At 36.5% G+C, this 17,640-nt stretch carries 18 protein-coding genes, 2 tRNA genes and 1 pseudogene; all 21 read left to right on the top strand.

Annotated features, from left to right (window positions below):
• Positions 1 to 13 precede the first annotated feature (13 nt).
• A complete protein-coding gene (locus DWW68_RS09395) occupies positions 14 to 724 on the top strand; it encodes a CvpA family protein (RefSeq protein ID WP_158576865.1) in 711 nt (236 codons plus the stop codon).
• Positions 725 to 851: 127 nt separating this feature from the next.
• A tRNA-Glu gene (locus DWW68_RS09390) sits at positions 852 to 923 on the top strand.
• Between the two features lie 89 nt (positions 924 to 1,012).
• A tRNA-Cys gene (locus tag DWW68_RS09385) sits at positions 1,013 to 1,083 on the top strand.
• A gap of 112 nt (positions 1,084 to 1,195) precedes the next feature.
• On the top strand, positions 1,196 to 2,182 hold the full coding sequence (locus tag DWW68_RS09380) for a hypothetical protein (protein WP_147365664.1): 987 nt from the start codon (positions 1,196 to 1,198) through the stop codon (positions 2,180 to 2,182).
• 108 nt (positions 2,183 to 2,290) lie between these two features.
• Complete coding sequence (locus DWW68_RS09375; RefSeq protein ID WP_118589499.1) at positions 2,291 to 3,979, top strand: hypothetical protein; 1,689 nt, start codon at positions 2,291 to 2,293, stop codon at positions 3,977 to 3,979.
• The gene (locus DWW68_RS09370; protein WP_118589498.1) at positions 3,963 to 5,759 is read left to right on the top strand and encodes an Ig-like domain-containing protein; all 1,797 of its coding nucleotides are present in this window, start codon (positions 3,963 to 3,965) and stop codon (positions 5,757 to 5,759) included. The genes DWW68_RS09375 and DWW68_RS09370 overlap by 17 nt, the downstream gene beginning before the upstream one ends.
• On the top strand, positions 5,759 to 5,935 hold the full coding sequence (locus DWW68_RS09365) for a DUF951 domain-containing protein (RefSeq protein ID WP_021953485.1): 177 nt from the start codon (positions 5,759 to 5,761) through the stop codon (positions 5,933 to 5,935). Before DWW68_RS09370 ends, DWW68_RS09365 begins: the two co-directional genes overlap by 1 nt.
• 466 nt (positions 5,936 to 6,401) lie before the next feature.
• Positions 6,402 to 6,764 carry a GntR family transcriptional regulator gene (locus tag DWW68_RS09360; protein ID WP_021953484.1) on the top strand — a complete coding sequence of 121 codons (363 nt, stop codon included), beginning with the start codon at positions 6,402 to 6,404 and terminating at the stop codon, positions 6,762 to 6,764.
• Positions 6,761 to 7,459, top strand: a complete 699-nt coding sequence (locus DWW68_RS09355; protein ID WP_118589497.1) for an ABC transporter ATP-binding protein — start codon at positions 6,761 to 6,763, stop codon at positions 7,457 to 7,459. Before DWW68_RS09360 ends, DWW68_RS09355 begins: the two co-directional genes overlap by 4 nt.
• Entirely contained in the window at positions 7,453 to 8,253 is an 801-nt protein-coding gene (locus DWW68_RS09350; RefSeq protein WP_021953482.1) for a hypothetical protein, read from the top strand. The genes DWW68_RS09355 and DWW68_RS09350 overlap by 7 nt, the downstream gene beginning before the upstream one ends.
• Positions 8,254 to 8,403: 150 nt before the next feature.
• A complete protein-coding gene (gene rpsF / locus DWW68_RS09345; protein WP_021953481.1) occupies positions 8,404 to 8,694 on the top strand; it encodes a 30S ribosomal protein S6 in 291 nt (96 codons plus the stop codon).
• Positions 8,695 to 8,718: 24 nt separating this feature from the next.
• On the top strand, positions 8,719 to 9,171 hold the full coding sequence (locus tag DWW68_RS09340) for a single-stranded DNA-binding protein (RefSeq protein ID WP_021953480.1): 453 nt from the start codon (positions 8,719 to 8,721) through the stop codon (positions 9,169 to 9,171).
• Between the two features lie 44 nt (positions 9,172 to 9,215).
• On the top strand, positions 9,216 to 9,479 hold the full coding sequence (gene rpsR / locus DWW68_RS09335; protein WP_021953479.1) for a 30S ribosomal protein S18: 264 nt from the start codon (positions 9,216 to 9,218) through the stop codon (positions 9,477 to 9,479).
• A gap of 153 nt (positions 9,480 to 9,632) precedes the next feature.
• The gene (locus tag DWW68_RS09330) at positions 9,633 to 10,181 is read left to right on the top strand and encodes a hypothetical protein (protein WP_118589496.1); all 549 of its coding nucleotides are present in this window, start codon (positions 9,633 to 9,635) and stop codon (positions 10,179 to 10,181) included.
• Positions 10,182 to 10,262: 81 nt separating this feature from the next.
• The gene (locus DWW68_RS13490; RefSeq protein WP_021953477.1) at positions 10,263 to 10,433 is read left to right on the top strand and encodes a hypothetical protein; all 171 of its coding nucleotides are present in this window, start codon (positions 10,263 to 10,265) and stop codon (positions 10,431 to 10,433) included.
• Between the two features lie 73 nt (positions 10,434 to 10,506).
• On the top strand, positions 10,507 to 11,493 hold the full coding sequence (locus DWW68_RS09325; RefSeq protein ID WP_021953476.1) for a leucine-rich repeat domain-containing protein: 987 nt from the start codon (positions 10,507 to 10,509) through the stop codon (positions 11,491 to 11,493).
• A 143-nt stretch (positions 11,494 to 11,636) separates the two neighbouring features.
• Positions 11,637 to 11,897: pseudogene (locus DWW68_RS09320) on the top strand (transposase); the annotation flags it as partial.
• 108 nt (positions 11,898 to 12,005) lie between these two features.
• The gene (locus DWW68_RS09315; RefSeq protein WP_118589495.1) at positions 12,006 to 13,649 is read left to right on the top strand and encodes a histidine kinase N-terminal 7TM domain-containing protein; all 1,644 of its coding nucleotides are present in this window, start codon (positions 12,006 to 12,008) and stop codon (positions 13,647 to 13,649) included.
• On the top strand, positions 13,649 to 14,890 hold the full coding sequence (locus tag DWW68_RS09310) for a hypothetical protein (RefSeq protein WP_021953473.1): 1,242 nt from the start codon (positions 13,649 to 13,651) through the stop codon (positions 14,888 to 14,890). The genes DWW68_RS09315 and DWW68_RS09310 overlap by 1 nt, the downstream gene beginning before the upstream one ends.
• On the top strand, positions 14,887 to 15,525 hold the full coding sequence (locus tag DWW68_RS09305; RefSeq protein ID WP_021953472.1) for a response regulator transcription factor: 639 nt from the start codon (positions 14,887 to 14,889) through the stop codon (positions 15,523 to 15,525). The genes DWW68_RS09310 and DWW68_RS09305 overlap by 4 nt, the downstream gene beginning before the upstream one ends.
• Positions 15,526 to 15,709: 184 nt before the next feature.
• Positions 15,710 to 17,452 carry a fibronectin type III domain-containing protein gene (locus tag DWW68_RS09300; protein WP_021953471.1) on the top strand — a complete coding sequence of 581 codons (1,743 nt, stop codon included), beginning with the start codon at positions 15,710 to 15,712 and terminating at the stop codon, positions 17,450 to 17,452.
• The last annotated feature ends 188 nt before the right edge of the window (positions 17,453 to 17,640 follow it).

Below are 17,640 nucleotides of genomic sequence, written 5' to 3'. Positions count from 1 at the left end.
TAAGGAGGCAGATATGGGAAATATATTGTTAGTAGCAGTTGGAGTTTTTTCTATTATTATGATATTAACAGGATTGAAAAAAGGTCTTATACGAATGGCTTTTTCACTGTTATCAATGATAGTTATTTTATTTTTGATAAATATTTTAACACCGTCAGTTAAGCAATTACTTAAGGCAACACCGGTATATACTGAGATTACGTCCAGTATTGGAAAATATGTTGATGATAATGTTAATTTGGCAACTAAAAATATGACTCAGACAGGTGTAAGTGCACAACAGAAAATAATTGATGGTTTACCTCTTCCTAAAGAAATTAGAAAGAGTTTAAAACAAAATAATACTGAAGAAAGCTACAATTCTTTTAAAGTAGATTCATTTTCTGCATACATATCGGCATCGCTGGCAGATATGATAGTAGGTGCTGTAGCATTTATAATACTATATATTGGATTATCAGCTTTACTTAAGATATTAATAAATGTTCTGGATATTGTTGCAAGGCTTCCGGTGATTAGCACATTTAATGCAGCAGGCGGAGCATTAGTTGGATTGGCAGAGTCCGTAATCATCATATGGATAGCCTGCATTGTTGTAACTGCTTTTAGTTCAACACAGTGGGGACAGACGGTTTGTAAGGCAATTTCAGATAATGGTATATTAAGTTTTATTTATGACAATAATATTATACAGAAGTTTATTACAGGGATTTTTTCAATATAAATTATAGAGAGGATTTTATAAGGAAAATCCATAAATGAAATTTCTTAAGTAAAATATATAAATTTTATTGACAAAATATATTCTATCTGATACATTATAAAGGCTGTTAAAGTGGTTAATCCACTATGGCTCCATGGTCAAGCGGTTAAGACACCGCCCTTTCACGGCGGTAACAGGGGTTCAAATCCCCTTGGAGTCATTGACGTTATGGCGAAATGTAATTGTATTTGCAAAATTGCCTTGACGATATTAAGAACCCTTGTTATAATAAAGTGGTTCTAAAAATATGGCGCAATAGCCAAGTGGTAAGGCACGGGTCTGCAACACCCTGATCACCAGTTCAAATCTGGTTTGCGCCTCTAGAGAAAGCACTCAGAGTTTCTGGGTGCTTTTTTTCTTGACTACTATTGTGAACATAGATAAAATAAAATTAGGAAGTTGTGGCAAATAACAATCATGAAAGGAAAGTATATGAAGAATAGAATAATTGCAATTATTTTAACAATTACTTTATTGGTTACACTGGCTATTCCTGTTGTGGCAGCAGGTGATGGCAACTGGGGAGATGATAATGCTCCATGGAATGTGGGAATAACAAATGACAAGCTTTTAGGTAATTATGAATTGGGAACATCAAAGGAATTTGAAATAGCATATTACCCATCAGACAGTGTAGGATTAAAGGCAATAAGACATATAGAAATAACAGGTGATTACCCGGTATCAGGATTTGAATACTATGAAAATGGCAAGTGGAATGATGTGGAACAGTTTACTTCAAAAATAGTATTTAAGGATACAACAAAACAGAAAGTGCATGTCACATTTAATAAAGAAGGAAAGTATACAATAAAGTTTTGGGTATCAACAGCTGATGGAAATCAGTCTGTAGTAGCGAAAAGAGTTATTAATGTTGCAAAAAAATCAATAACTATTTACAGGGAAGTGGAGACTACACCTACAGTAGTTCCGACCACAAAGGATATTGAGCCGGTTACAACAGAACCTGTTACAGTGGCACCAACTACAAAGGATGAAACAGAGTCAGAAGCATCAACACAGGCACCGACAACTAAGCCTATTATAACAGAGCCGGTTACGATAAAACCGACTACGGTTGTTTCTACAACTAAGTCAGTTACAACGACAGCTGCTCAAAAGGTTAAGGTGGGAAAGACTGCAATAAAAAAAGCTGTTAAACAGAAAAAAGCCAAAAAGGCAAAAATATCCCTGAAAAAGGTTAAAAAAGTTTCAGGATATCAGGTGCAGATATCTACCTCAGCTAAATTTGTCAAGAAATTAACAATTACTAAAAATATTAAGAAGACAAGCTGTACCATAAAAGCTTTAAAGGCAAAAAAAGTATATTATGTCAGAGCAAGGGCATACATAGTGAAGGGTAAAAAGAAATATTATGGCACCTGGACTGTGAAAAAGAAAGTAAAATTTATAAAATAGGAATGTGAGAGTATTATAATACTTAAGACATTTCAGACACAAAAGATTTCACATAAATTTTCATGTGGAATCTTTTGCATAATGAAAGAAAATCATAAGGAGTTTTTTATGAATATATTTAGCAACTTTATGTATAACCAGAGTTTTGCCGTAAAGGGGAAAGTCAATATAAAAAGATTAATTGTAAGCCTAATAATAACAATAGCAATAGAATTTGTGGCATTTTATGTAATGATTCCGGCGTTTAATATCCATTCCATGGAATTTTGGGAGTTTCAGGGATTCTTTCTCCTTGTATTTTTTGTTCTTACATTTAAAACCAAAGGAAAGAATAATATAAAATTAAAATACAATGCAATCACTAAAATTGTAGGAATAATTTTAGTGTTAGGTGTGTTGGCGGTGCTAATAGGAAATCTTGTATCGGCAAAAATTTTTAACGCAAAAAGATATGCTTCCATAATGGACATAGAAAATACAAAATTTGAAAATATAATAAAACCGTCGGAAACAATAAATGACATTGCCCTTATGGATACAGGAAGTGCCAGAGTAGTGGGACAAAGGGCAATAGGTGCATTGTCAGATGTAGTCAGCCAGTATCAGATAAATGAAGACTACAGCCAGATTGCATTAAATGGCGAGCCGATGAAGGTGGCAACTTTAGAATATGCCGGATTTTTCAAGTGGTTTAATAACAGAAAAAACGGCATTCCGGGGTACGTGTTAGTAGACGCCGTTAAATTTGAGGCTAATTATGTTAAATTAAAACAGGCTATTAAGTACACAACATCAGGATGGTTTAATGATAATCTTCAAAGACATTTAAGATTTAAATATCCAACAGCAATATTTGAAGGATATTATTTTGAGGTAGATGAAGAGGGAAATCCATATTATATCTGCCCTACAATGACTGCAAAAATAGGACTTTTTGGAGGTTATGACGTAAATGGTGTGGTAATATGCAATCCGTGTACAGGAGAATGCAAAAAGTATTCATTAGACGAAGTTCCGCAGTGGGTTGACAGAGTTTATGATGGAGATTTAATTGAAACTAAATACAATTGGCATGGAATGTTAGCAGATGGATTTATCAACAGCATAATAGGACAGAAGGATTGTAAGAAAACCACGGCGGATTATGGATACAAGGTCATTGACAATGATGTGTGGATTTACACAGGAGTAACCTCTGTTATTGATGACTCATCAAACATAGGATTTGTAATGGTAAATGCCAGAACCGGAAAGGCAAGTTACTTTAATGTGGCAGGTGCTGAAGAATTTTCTGCAATGGAAGCGGCAGAGGGACAGGTTCAGAATTTAGGATATGATGCGGCGTTTCCGTCCCTTATTAATATTGATGGAAGACCAACTTATTTTATGGTATTAAAGGATAAGGGAAATCTGGTAAAACAGTATGCCCTTGTTGATGTAAAAAAATATAGCATAGTTGCAACGGGGCTGACGCAGAAGGATACCCTTGCAACCTATAGAAAACTTCTTAGGGAAAATGGTGTAAACTTATCTGATAAGCAGGAAGATTTGTCAAAAATATATGAAAGTGCCCTTATTGAGGTTAAGGAAATAAAATATATAAATATGGCAGATGAAACATATGTGTACATTACAGATAAGGAAGGCAATGTTTATAAAGAAAAATTTGCTGATGATGAAACTCTTGTATTTATAAGTCAGGGGCAGCAAATTGAAATATATTATGACACAAATGATGATACAGCAATAAGAAACATACAATCATGGAAGAAGGTTAATAATGTTAAGAATGAATAAGAAACTCTTAAAAAGTTTAGCACTAATAATGTGTATTGTAATGAGCTTTAGCGTATATTTGCCGAAAGTAAATATAAAGGCAAAAAGCACAGTGCATCTTTCGAGCACTAATATGGAGCTGACTAAGGGAAAGAAAACCAGGTTAAGGTTAAAAAATGCTCCGAAAGGTGCAAAAATAACCTGGAAGACCACTAATAAATATGCGGTAGTTGTTTCTAAAAAAGGTACGGTAAGGGCTGTAAATGCAGGTAATGCTACTATATATGTTAAATATAAAAATAAAACCTATTCCTGCAAAATTAATGTGCCGGATCCGGACAGACAAATTAAGTTAAATTCACAAAATGTTACTTTGGTTGAAAATAATACTTTTCATCTTGTGGCAGAAACAAACAGTAAGGTAACGTATATATCAGAAAACAACAATATAGCAACTGTTGACAATAATGGACTTATAACAGCAGTTAATCCGGGAACAGTGACTATTACCGCAAAAACCGCAACAGCATTTTCAAAGTGCACTGTACAGGTTCAATCAGCAGATGAGCAGGCTACAAGCCCTGACTGGATATATAATAAATCTGCAACAGGTATCAGAAGAATAACTAAAAGAGGAACGGTTATTTATGATAATATCTGTTGGGTAAGTAATAAAGCCATATCCTTTAAAATTGATAATATTAATGAGAATAACATAAAAAAATGCGTATGGAGTTCTTCTGACAAAACGGTTTTGTCTAAGCCTCAAAAAAGAGATGGAAGTCTGATAACAACAGATGCAAATACATTAAAAGCAGGAACCGCAATTGTTACGGCAAAGGTTACTAATAAGTCGGGAAAAGTAAGTAAATATACCAGTTATGTTTTTGTAACAACTCCTGCCGCGGACAAGAGTAAACTTACACTTTATGGAAAGGGTGTAGGAAATAACAGACAGCAATATGTAACTTTTACAGGATTAAACAAGTTTAGCACCATATCAGTTAGTAATAGTAATGAAAAAGCGGCATCGGTTCAGATTTTTCATGATAAAATGGCTGTTACAGGTCTAAGCGAGGGAAGCGGTACCATTAAAGTGACAATAGATGGCAAAGTCATAAAAATAAAATATGTTACATATAATGCAATAGTAACGTGTGGTGCAGCAGGCATCCAAAAGAAAAAGACAACTAAAATAACAGTGTCGGGAGCAGAGGGTATCACTCCGCAATACACATCAAGAAACAGAAAGATTGCCACGGTTAAATCTGATGGAACAGTTAAAGGTGTAAGGTCAGGTGTTACATATATAGATGTAAAGCTGGGAGATTACACAAAAAGCTTCCGAATAGAGGTTTCTGCAACAGGAATGCAGACAATCATTGACAGGGCTAATTATATAGTAAATCATTGGAAGTACAGTCAGGCAAAAAGAATGAAAAGTGGATATTATGACTGTTCAGCGCTGGTTTGGAAGGGATATAAGGCATACAATAATTACCAGAAAAAATTAGGCAGTTCTAAATGGGCATATTCGGCAGGAGAGTTGTTTGATTACCTGTACAGCAAAAATCAGATTATTTATTTTGGTTACACAGGAACTGATGATATGAAGCCGGGAGACCTTATTTTTTATGGAGATTACAATAATGCAGTAAAATATAGTACCCCGGGACGTACTCTTGATATATATCATGTGGCAATGTACGCAGGAAACGGACAGGTTGTTGAAAAAGGTGGTCAGACAATGAGCAGCAACAATACAAAATATATTGTAGGAATTGGGAGAGTGGTAAATTAATGGATTACGTTATTGGAAATATAGTCACTTTAAAAAAAGGACATCCCTGCGGTACAAATGAGTGGGAGGTTATAAGAACAGGAGCGGATTTTAAACTGAAATGCAGGGGATGTGGCAGAATAGTTATGATTCCCAGAAAAGCATTTGAGAAAAGCGTGAAAAAAGTTATAAGTTAATATAAATAGGATAGGATAATAGGAACAGAGTTGCGTGAATATTGAAAATTGCAAATCTGTTCCTATTTTTTATAATATGCAAATACACAAAAAATATATAAATGAAATAAAAATAGGTTGACAACATAACAAAACATATGTATTATAATCAATATAAGATGTAATAAAGATACTGTGATGTGAGGATTAAAAGCAGAACCGATTAGACAAATATGAAAAAGAAATAGAGGAATTAAAGAAGCAGCTTGCCGAGAGACAACCGGCTTAGAAGACTGCTTAAAAACACTTAAAAACGTAGAGGAAATATTTAGGACATGAATCTAAATTTCTTCTACGTTTTTTTTGGGAAACAATAACATGATATGAGTGTTAAAAAGTTAATTTTGCTAAAACTATTGACAAATTCTAATTAAGATGTATTATTGTATTAAGCACTTAATACAATAATACAGAAAGGAGAAGAATAATGGCATGGGAATTTAGAAATGACAGACCCATATATGCACAGATTTTAGAGCAGATTGAGCAGAAGATTGTCACAGGCGAATATGAAACAGGTAGTAGGATACCGTCTGTAAGGGAACTGGCAGCAGAGGCATCGGTGAATCCTAATACCATGCAGAGAGCCATGACTGAGTTAGAAAGCAGAGGTCTTATTATTACCAATCGCACATCAGGCAGATGTGTTACAGATAATGTGGAAATATTAAACCAGATAAGAAAGAGCAGAGCAAAAGAATATACCACGGAATATCTGGAAAAAATGACAGAACTTAAATATAAAAAAGAGGAGATAATAGATATAATTAAGGAGGGAGACAGCAAATGAGCATTTTATTTGAATGTAAGGATTTGAGAAAAAATTATGGAAAAAATCAGGCATTAAAAGGACTCAATTTACAAATTGAGAGTGGACAGATTGTAGGGCTTCTTGGACCAAACGGAAGTGGGAAAACTACACTTATAAAGCTGGCAAACGGACTACTTACTAAAAATGGCGGTGAGCTTTATATTGATGGCAAGGAAGTGGGAGTTGAAACAAAGAAGGTAGTTTCTTACCTTCCGGAAAGAACTTACTTAGATGTTCATTCCAAGGTAAAAGATGTTATTGAATTTTTCAAGGATTTCTACAGTGACTTTGAGGAAAACAGAGCCTATGATATGCTTTCAAAACTTAACATTAATCCTAATGACAAATTAAAGACCATGTCTAAGGGAACCAGGGAAAAGGTACAGCTTATTCTGGTAATGAGCAGACAGGCAAAATTATACTTTTTAGATGAACCAATTGGTGGGGTGGATCCGGCAGCCAGAGATTACATATTAAACACTATTATTTCAAATTATAATCCGGAAGCGGCAGTTATAATTTCAACACATTTAATTTCTGATATAGAAAAGGTTTTAGATGATGTGGTAATGATAAAAAACGGCGAACTGGTTATGCACAAAAAAGTAGATGAAATAAGAGAAGAATACGGAAAATCAGTGGATGAAGTATTTAGGGAGGTATTCAGATGTTAGGAAAATTGATAAAACATGAATTCAAGTCAACTGCCAGAATGTTTGCTGCATTATATGGCGTTGTATTGGTAATAACTTTAATATTAAAAGGTATAGTAGAAGTTCAGACGGTGTTTAAAGTGGATAATACCGTTTTAAATATGATTACCATGGTAACTATTATCGCCTTTGTGTTGGGAATTATAGCTATATTCTTAGGTTCCTTTGTGCTGGTAATAAAAAGATTTTATGACAATATGCTTAAAGATGAAGGATATTTGTCGTTTACTCTTCCGGTAAGAATGGGTGAGCACATTGCCGGAAAATCCATAGTAGGTTTTGCATGGATGGTTATTAGTGCAGTGGTAGCTGTTTTGCTGGTTACAATTTTAGGATTAGGTCACAATGAAATTTTAAACAGTGTTAAAGAGGGCATTGAGCTTGGTATTAAGGAAATGCAGGAATTTGGATATACGGGATATGTGGTCGAGCTTATATTTGTACTTTTGTTAGGCTGTTACAGTGCTATTGTTATGGGATATGCGTGCTTTAGCATAGGTCAGACATTAGGTAAAAATAAGGTATTGGGAGCTTTTGTGGCTTACCTTATAATTTACTTTATAATGCAGATAATTTCATCAGTAGCCATGGTGGCAATTTTTGGAAGCAATCTTGATGCACTTAATAATGCCGATATGGGAGATGCGTTTTTCCAACCGTTAATGACATTTTCCTTAGTGCTATCCATAATACAGATTGCTGTATATATTGCAATTACAAACTTTATGCTTAAAAGAAAGTTAAATTTACAGTAAATAATGGAAATTTAATAAATAATTTAATAAATAAACCGGAAAAAGCCCTTGCTATAAGGGCTTTTTTATGTTATGATGTCTACTTGTGAAATATTAATAATCCTTGCTTTTTCATAAGGAAAAAGCCAGAGACCAGAAGGAGGTAAAAGCATGAACAAATATGAATTAACAGTTGTTGTTAGTGCGAAACTTGATGATGAAGGAAGAGCAGCTGAATTAGAGAAGGTAAAAGCTCTTGTTGAAAAATTCGGCGGTACTATTGCTAACATTGACGATGCTGGAAAGAAAAAATTAGCTTACGAAATCCAGAAGATGTCAGAAGCATATTACTACTTCATTACTTTTGATACTGATAACACAGACGCTCCAAGCGGAATAGAAAGCCAGCTTCGTATTATGGAAAATGTTATCAGATTTATGTGTGTCGCTGTAGAAGCATAATTTGAGACATAAGAGAGGTATAATATGAACAAGGTTATATTAATGGGTCGTTTGACCCGTGATCCGGAAGTCAGATATTCTACATCTGGTGACGGACAGTTGGCTATTGCAAGATATACATTAGCAGTAGACAGAAGATTTAAAAGAGATGGAGAGCAGTCAGCAGACTTTATCAGATGCGTAGCATTTGGAAGAAGTGGTGAATTTGCAGAAAAGTATTTCCATCAGGGAACAAAAATAGTAGCTGAGGGTCGTATTCAGACAGGAAGCTATCAGGATAAGGATGGTAAGACAGTATACACTACAGAAGTAGTTGTAGAAAATCAGGAATTTGCTGAGAGTAAGGCAGCATCTGATAATGCAGGATTCCAGGCACAGCAGCCTGCTGCAGCATCAGCACCGACAGCTCCTGCAGGTGATGGATTTATGAACATCCCTGATAATGTGGATGATTCAGGTTTACCATTCAATTTTTAGTAGTCTCTAGTATATAGTAGAGAGAATATTTAAGGAGGTAAAAAATGCCATACAATAAGAGCGAGAGACCAGATTCTCCAATGAGAAGAAGAGGCGGTCGTAGAAGAAAAAAAGTTTGTGCATTCTGTGCAAATGAAAATAAAGCAATTGATTATAAAGATGTAGCAACATTAAAGAGATACGTGTCTGAAAGAGGTAAAATTCTTCCTAGAAGAATGACAGGAAACTGTGCAAGACACCAGAGAGCTCTTACAACAGCTGTTAAGAGAGCAAGAAATATCGCATTAATGCCATACACAGTAGAGTAAAACAATGATTTTTAAAGGCTTTCCCAGTAGTGGGAGAGCCTTATTTTTACCCTAGTACACCAATTTTACACCAATTGAAAAAGAAAAAGAGGTATCGCCCAATATTCAAATCAATTTGATCAGACTGAAAACTGTGATTATGTTGCTAAACTGATGAACTTTTTAAACAGTTCTTCATCTTTTAATGTATATAATTTTAAACAGTTATTGTCAGATATACAGTTAGAATCAGTCAGTACACAATCAAGTAAAAAACAAAACATAAATGTACAAAAGCAAAATTCTAATATTTCTTCTCAGACACAAAAAGCTGAGCCGATAGTTAATAGAACTGATGCGAATAGTGTACAACAGCCGAAGGTAAATTCGATACAAAAAGAACCTGTTGTAAGACAGAACATACCCGATAACAGAATATCTGTACCACCAGTACAACCTCCGGTGTCAGCAATGAATGTACCGCAAGGCGCAACTAATGTCGGAAAAAAGGGAAAAGATGAAAAAGAGATATCTATGTTTCATTTACTGATGCACTATAGCAAGGAAAACAAGGAGAAATATAGACAGCAAAAACAAGAAAAAAACAGTGGAGCTAAAAAAAGTAACAATGTAAATAAAAAGAGCAAGAACAATACTCAGGCACCATTTTCAGTTCCTGGAGCTAATTTCTCAGTGCCGGGATTGGAAACACCTAAGATGTAAGACAGTGTTGCACCACAATCACCTGTATAAAATAAAAATTCGTATGTACAATCGGTACAAAATGCACAGCAGAATGTGATTATGCAACCGAGAAAATCATATGCAGATGTAGCAGCCGATTTTGGAGAAACAACAATTTTAGGTGGTGGAGCAGACTTTGGTGGAACAACAGTGTTGTCAGAGCAGGAAACTCCTATAAAACCAACACATATAATACCTTATTTAATTAGACTTAAAAATATTGAGTTATAAGCAAAAAAATGTTATAGCCATTAAGAGACATAGCAGAATTATATTATCAAAGGAAGGTATAAAGGAGTTTTTTATGAAAAAATCAAAAGAATATGTAGGGATTGTGCTTACATTCATAGTAACATTGATGTTAGTGGGAATGATTTCAGGAACAGTGAAAGCGGAAAATATTAGAAGTGGGGAGTATGAGTATTCTTTAAGTAGTGGAGATGCAACTATTGAAAAATACTTAGGCAGCGCAACAGATGTTATAATACCGTCAACATTAGATGGTTATGAAGTAAAAGGGATAGATTATGATGCTTTTTTGAACTCGAAAATTAGCAAAGTTACAATACCGGAAGGGATAACACGTATAAGTTTTGAAGCGTTTAAAAACTGCGAGTCATTAAGTACAGTTAATTTTAATGCCGTAAACTGCGAAGGAACGGTGAGCCCGGTTTTTGCAGGATGTAAGAACTTAAAGACAATTAACATAGGTTCAAAAGTAACCTTGATAGGTTCATATATGTTTGCCAATGTGCCGGCAGAAAACATAGTATTGCCAACATCAGTAAAAGAAATTGACTATGATGCATTTGCAAATTCAGAACTAAAAAGTATTACCATACCGGAGAATGTTCAGAATATATCATTTGAAGTTTTTAAAGGCTGTAAAAATTTTAAGGACATATATTATGGAGGCTCAAAGCAGGGCTGGCTAAAAATTAGAATAAGTGACAATAATAAGGAACTTAAAAATGCCACAATCCATTTTGCTAAGATACAGGTTCAGCCATCAAAGGTTTTGAAAGCTAACAAGAAGAAAAAAGCAAAAAAGGTAAAGATTAAAATTTTAAAAGTAGCTTCATCATATGGTTACAGAGTTCAGGTTTCAACAACTAAAAATTTCAAAAAGAAAATTCTGGACAAGAAAGTTAAGAAGTGCAGTTTCACGCTTTCAAACTCTAAGTTGAAGAAAAAGAAAAAATTATATGTGCGAGTACAGAATTCTCAGTTATATAATGGAAAGGTTTTAAATTCTAGTTGGTCTAAAGCTTATAAAGTTAAAATTAAATAAAAGTTAATAGTGAAAAAAGCAAAAAAGCGCATTTCTGCTCAAGAAAGTAGAGGGGCTTTTTGTGAAAGTTTTTCTGTAAATTTAATATTTAAATATAATTAATAGGCCTTCTATGATAAAATTTATTATAGGATGCCTTAATTATGGCAAGAGAAAGAAAAAAAGTACACAAGGTACAAATGACCGATGGCAAACGTGCCATCATCCACCAGCTATTGGATGAATATGACATCCAGACAGCTGAAGACATCCAGGATGCATTAAAAGATCTTCTTGGAGGTACAATCAAGGAAATGATGGAAGCTGAAATGGATGACCATTTGGGGTATTCAAAATCACAACGTTCAGAATCCGATGATTATCGAAACGGTTACAAGTCGAAGCGTGTCAACAGTAGTTATGGCGATGGTATAAAATGCGTTATCATATGGTCGAAACTGTGCAAATATAGTAAGATAGAAGTGATAGAAAATATAGAATAATACAGTAAAGGAATACATTTGAATACGCTAATGAAAAAGAAAAACGAATCCAGAGAACAGTTGAATATCCAGCTCTTTTTGCTATGTATGCTCGCGGCATTGCTCTGTCGCAGATTAGGAAAAATAAGTTCGCTCCGCATTATATGTGGTATGCTGCGGACAATGATCTACGTTGGAGTATATATCGGATGGGGCATCAGTATTTATAAAAGAGTTATTCAGAAATCGGTGCGGAATGTATTGATTTTTATAGCAGAATTGATCATATTCTGGTTTGTTGTGCGCACGACAAAATATTTTTTCACAATGGATAACCAGATCGCGCGTTACTTGTGGTACAGCTATTACATACCGATGTTGTTCATTCCTGTAGCAGTATTGCAGGCAGCATTCTTTCTCGGAAAGTCGGAAGAATATCGGTTGCCTAAATGGTTAAAAGGAGTATATATTCCAACAGCTGTCTTAGTTCTGCTTGTGCTGTCCAATGATTTGCACCAGCTTGTATTTTCTTTTCCGGTAGGGTCTGCGTGGTCAGATAGTCATTACACATACGGATGGGGCTATTATGTGGTGTTGGTTTGGGAAGTAGTCTGCGCTCTAACTGCTTTTGTTCTGATGATTTACAAGTGCAGGCATTCACAGAAAAAGAAATACCTTCCCCTTTTTGGGATCGGCGCTGCAGTTCTCTATGCAGTGCTCTTCATAAGCGGTGTGGCGTGGGTACAGGAAATTGGCGGAGACATTACCGCTGTCTTATGTCTGTTTTTCGTTGGAATACTGGAAAGCTGTGTGCGCTGCGGATTGATCCAGACAAATACTGGGTACGATCAACTGTTTGAAGTCTGTACATTGGGTGCTCAGATTACGGATCAGAATTACAACGTTTGTTATGCGTCTGCGAATGCAATGCCATTATCGAAAAAGACGATGAAGGATGCGGTGGAGAAGGATGTGGTGATCGATAAAAAGACGCGGATCCAGAATCGAACAATTCGTGGCGGTCATGTTCTCTGGCAGGAAGATATGGAAGACATTATTAAGCTTCTTGAGAGAATGGAAGAAAATAGAAAGACGATCGAAGAAAGTAACTGTATCGAGCAGGAAAATTATCAGACGAAGGCAGCCATCAATATGCTGCGTGAGAAAAACCGCTTATTCGACAAACTGCAGACACAGACTGCCAAACAGATCAATCTTTTAAATGAATTGCTCAATCGTTACGAAGAGGAAGAAGAGCTGGAGAAAAGCCGTATCCTTTTAGTGAAAATCAGCCTCATTGGAACATATATAAAAAGACGCGGAAATCTAGAGTTTATCGAAGAAAGATCAAAAGTATCAGACGTCGTCGAGCTGGAAGCCTGTATAGAGGAATCCTTTTCCAGTTTACGATTGTTAGATATTGACTGCGCATGCTCATTCCCGGAAGGGGAGAAAATCTATGTAAGAGATGCTGTTGTTATGTATCAATTTTTTGAAAATGTAGTGGAAAAATGTGTAGACAGCTGCGCTTCGGTGTGGATAAAGCTCCGCAGTCAGAGTGAAGATATTCTATTCTGTATGGAGATCGAAAGCGAGACCGATCTTGCCTGTTTTTCAGAAATGGCACAGTCCTGCACATGCGAAGATGGCATATGGCGATTTGTATTTACAGTGGAAAAGGCAGGTGAATCGTAATGCAGACATTTTTGATGCTGGCAATATTATTAAGTCTCGTGGCGAGTTTGATCTTGCTTCTTGTTTTCCACGATATGAAGATCGACAATCGAAAGTGGCATATGAATATCGCAATCTTCGTATTTTTGTTTCTTCTTGTAAATGCATTGGCCTATTCTTACGAGGCAGAGCGAGGAAAACCAGCTTATTTTCAAATGCCGGATGTCTCACTGTGGATTTGGTGGTGCATCGTCGGTGTGATCGATGGATTGCTTATCTGGGAAGGATTTTGGCTGCATCGTACAAGAAAAGAAAAAATCCGACAGAATTCTATTAAAGAGGCGATGAATGTATTGCCCATTGGAATCTGTTATTTTACAGAAGATGGATATGTGAAACTTTGCAATGAACAGATGTATCGCCTATTTCAAACAATCGCTCACAGAGATTTGCAAAAGCAAGAGGAATTAAAAGAGGCACTGTGCCTGTGTGAGCGTTATGGCGTGAGCCGGATTAACAACAAAGAAATCTACCTTTTTCCTGACGGGAAGGCATGGAGCTATCGGGAAAATGAAGTGACAGACCGGAAAGGAAAGGCTTATACAGAAGCTATTTTCCTGGATATTACAAAAAAATATGAAGAAAAAATAAATCTGACAAAGCAGACCGAACAGTTAAAAGAAATAGCAAAAGAACTCCGCTATCTGTCGGATAATGTGTTAATCTTGACACGTGAACGAGAAGTACTTGCGGCAAAGACAAAGCTTCACGATCAGATGGGAGCCGGACTGACTGCGATCCGACAGAGTCTGACACAGGAGAATGCAGATGATAAAGAGGCGGTGCGCTTATTTCGCCACGCCGTAAATGCAATCTGGAACGACAACCAATATCCGCTGGAAGAAGGCGATTTTGAAAGATTTCTGCAGGATGCAAAGACACTTGGCGTAGAAGTGGTGTGTGTGGGAGATTTGTCGGAGTCAGAGGAACTGGCTAGTATCTGCATCCTTGCAATGCGCGAGTGCCTGACAAATGGCGTCTGCCATGCCGGTGCGACAGAGCTCTCCATCAAGATGCAAAATGAAAATCATCAATACAGCATTTGCATCACAAATAATGGAGCAGCGCCGGATAAAGAGATCGTTCCAAAAGGCGGATTGTATAATATTTCCCGACATGTATTTGACTATGGTGGAGAAATGCGAATACAGTCATTTCCGTACTTTGCGTTGACGATTACATTTCAAGAGGAGAGAGCATGAAACAGGTATTAATTGTAGAGGATCAGAGAATGCCCCGTGAAAATATGGAGAGGGTCATCTCAGAGAGCAATAATTATGAGTTTGCGGCAAGCGTAAATGGGGCGGATGTCGCCCTTGCTATATGTAGAAGACAGCGGATCGACCTTGTGTTGATGGACGTATGCACAGCCGGAAATAAAGATGGGATCGAAGCGGCAGCAGAAATAAAGGCAGAGTTTCCAAATATAAAAATCATTATCGTAACTTCCATGGTGGAAGTCGGATATTTGCAGCGGGCAAGAGAGGCGAAAGTAGACAGCTTCTGGTATAAGGATATTAGCCCTGAACGATTGATTGATGTGATCAATCGGACGATGGACGGGGAAAGTGTATTTCCAGATAAAACACCGAGCGTACAGCTTGGTCTCGCGGATAGTTCAGAATTTACCAATAAAGAGATAGAAGTGCTTCGCTTTGTGTGCGATGGGCTTGAGTACAGCGAGATCGCAGAGCGGATGAACATTTCCGTAAGGACGGTGAAATACCATGTCTCTAATATTTTGTCAAAAACCGGTTATGCCAATAAGACGCGGCTGGCAATCGCAGTGACAAATAAAAACTTTATCATTCCGAGTAGCCCGGAAAAAATTCAATAATATTCGCACTTTGTTCAGAAAATATTTGTTTACATATTGAAATTCTCAGTAAAATAACGAAAACCTGTCCTTGAGTACAGGGTAAAAAACGAATGCATTTGTTATACTTTAACTAGAAAAATCGTGTCGTTTTTAAAAGATATTCTGGAACTTATTAAAAGAAGATAAGAAGGAGGGACAAGTTATGAGGAAATTAAAGTCGAAACGAATAGGTAACTATTTACTGAAGGGATTGCTGCTATGCACCCTGGTTGTAGGTGGCTGGTTCACAACTGATATTGGAGTGAAAGCGGAATCTGTTACGCACTCAGTGGAATTTAAATCTGAAGGATCACAAATAGTACAATTTGAGAGAACAGATGGGCTTGAACAGCATATTGAAGTAACAAATAATACACAGAGGCCGATGAAAGTAACATTTTCGCACAATATTCCTATGCGGAATTACCATACGAAATTATGGATAGGCGGTCATGAAGTTGCCAGCCGTATGGCTACAGCAGTAAAGGATGCAAATGTACTTTATTTATATCCGTGTCAGTGGGTAGAAAAGGCCTGTGAAGTGGAATTTACAAGAAATGCAGCAGCTTATACGGATATTACTATCACCGCAGAATTCATTGATCAAAAAATCGGATTCAAAGAAGACGAGATTGGTCTTACAAAAGATACAGCATATGAGATTCCGTTATCCGGACATCCGTACAGTCTTTATGAAGGTCTGACAGGAACGGGAACAGATGAACGTTGGTACAAGTTTAATGTTGCAGACAAAGCAGTGATTGATCCAAGCTTCCACCTTGTTAACACAGAAAGAGCAACTTATTTCGGACAGAATCGTACGTTCATTCGTGTCTATGACTCTAATAATAATCAAATCTATAGCGAAGGATCCTCACAATACAATGGCAAAGAGGCGTGGGAGCCTGGAGCAAAGGTACTAACGCGTGGAATATATTATGTATGCATATCTACTAGCAAGGGTGCTTATTACCCGGCAATTTTTGATTTTAATCTGAATGGACATAACTATATTTCGGCTGAGAAGATTAAATGTTCTCATCAAGAAGTAAAGAAATCACAGTTAGGAAACATAAAAGTCGTTGCAGAGACGGTACCTGCAAATTCCGATGATAAAATCGTAGAAGTATACGATCATATTTCTGGAAAGACATGGAACTATAACAGCAACAAGGTTGCTCATGGCGAAGTTCCAATCTATAATATTAAAGCTGGTAGACAGAGTTGGCTTACCTTCAAAACAAAGAATGGAAAGACTTATACAACAAATCTTTATGTACCGGTAGAGAAATTAAAAAAACCTACAGTAGTGACTTATCATAATTATGCAAAAGTAACCGTAGGATCCACGAAGATGATGGGGACAAATGCTAGAATTCAGATTTACAAAGGTGGTAAGTGGACAACTGTAAAAACGGTGAAAGATTATAATTGTTATAAAGCAACTATAGTAAAGAATCTGAAGCCGTTGACAACTTATAAGTTCCGTACGCAGGCTTATGCGAATGGAGCAACCGGTACACCGTCTGACGTAGTGACATTGAAGACTGGTTCGGCAGTAAAACCGGCTGTGAAGTCTATTAAGATTGTACAGAAGAAAAAGGTGAAAGTAAGAGGCTGGACATCTCCAGGACACTGGAGTGGAGATTACTGGTACCCACCGATTTACCACAAACCGTACACATGGACAAAATATAAAGTAAAAGTAACATTGAAGAAGAAAGTTCCGAAGATCGGCGGTATGAGGATTGGTGATACATGGATAAAAGGCAATAAGAAAAGCTACACTGTATGGCTGCCAAAGGGAGCACAGACTGGTAAGAAGCTGAACATTTATATGAATACAGGATTAAATAAGAGCAATGGTCAGGGACCGCAGATTAAAAAAGTGATCAGAGCGAAGTAAAACTTCCGAAATAAAACAAATCCCTGGACGGAACAAATGTAAAAATAAAGTAAATACATAGTGAGAAAACGAAAAACCCGACGGTCTTGTGATCGTCGGGTTTAGCTTTCTTCAGGCGCATCTGTCGAAAAATTGTAGTTTAGAATTTTGTCAATGGAGCGGTTTGGAAAACTGGTAACCGTAGCAGT

It is taken from the genome of Eubacterium sp. AF16-48 (assembly GCF_003479405.1).
Lineage (GTDB): Bacteria > Bacillota > Clostridia > Lachnospirales > Lachnospiraceae > Eubacterium_G > Eubacterium_G segne.
Note: the sequence above shows the minus strand (reverse complement) of the source record. Positions and strands in the feature narration are given on the sequence as shown.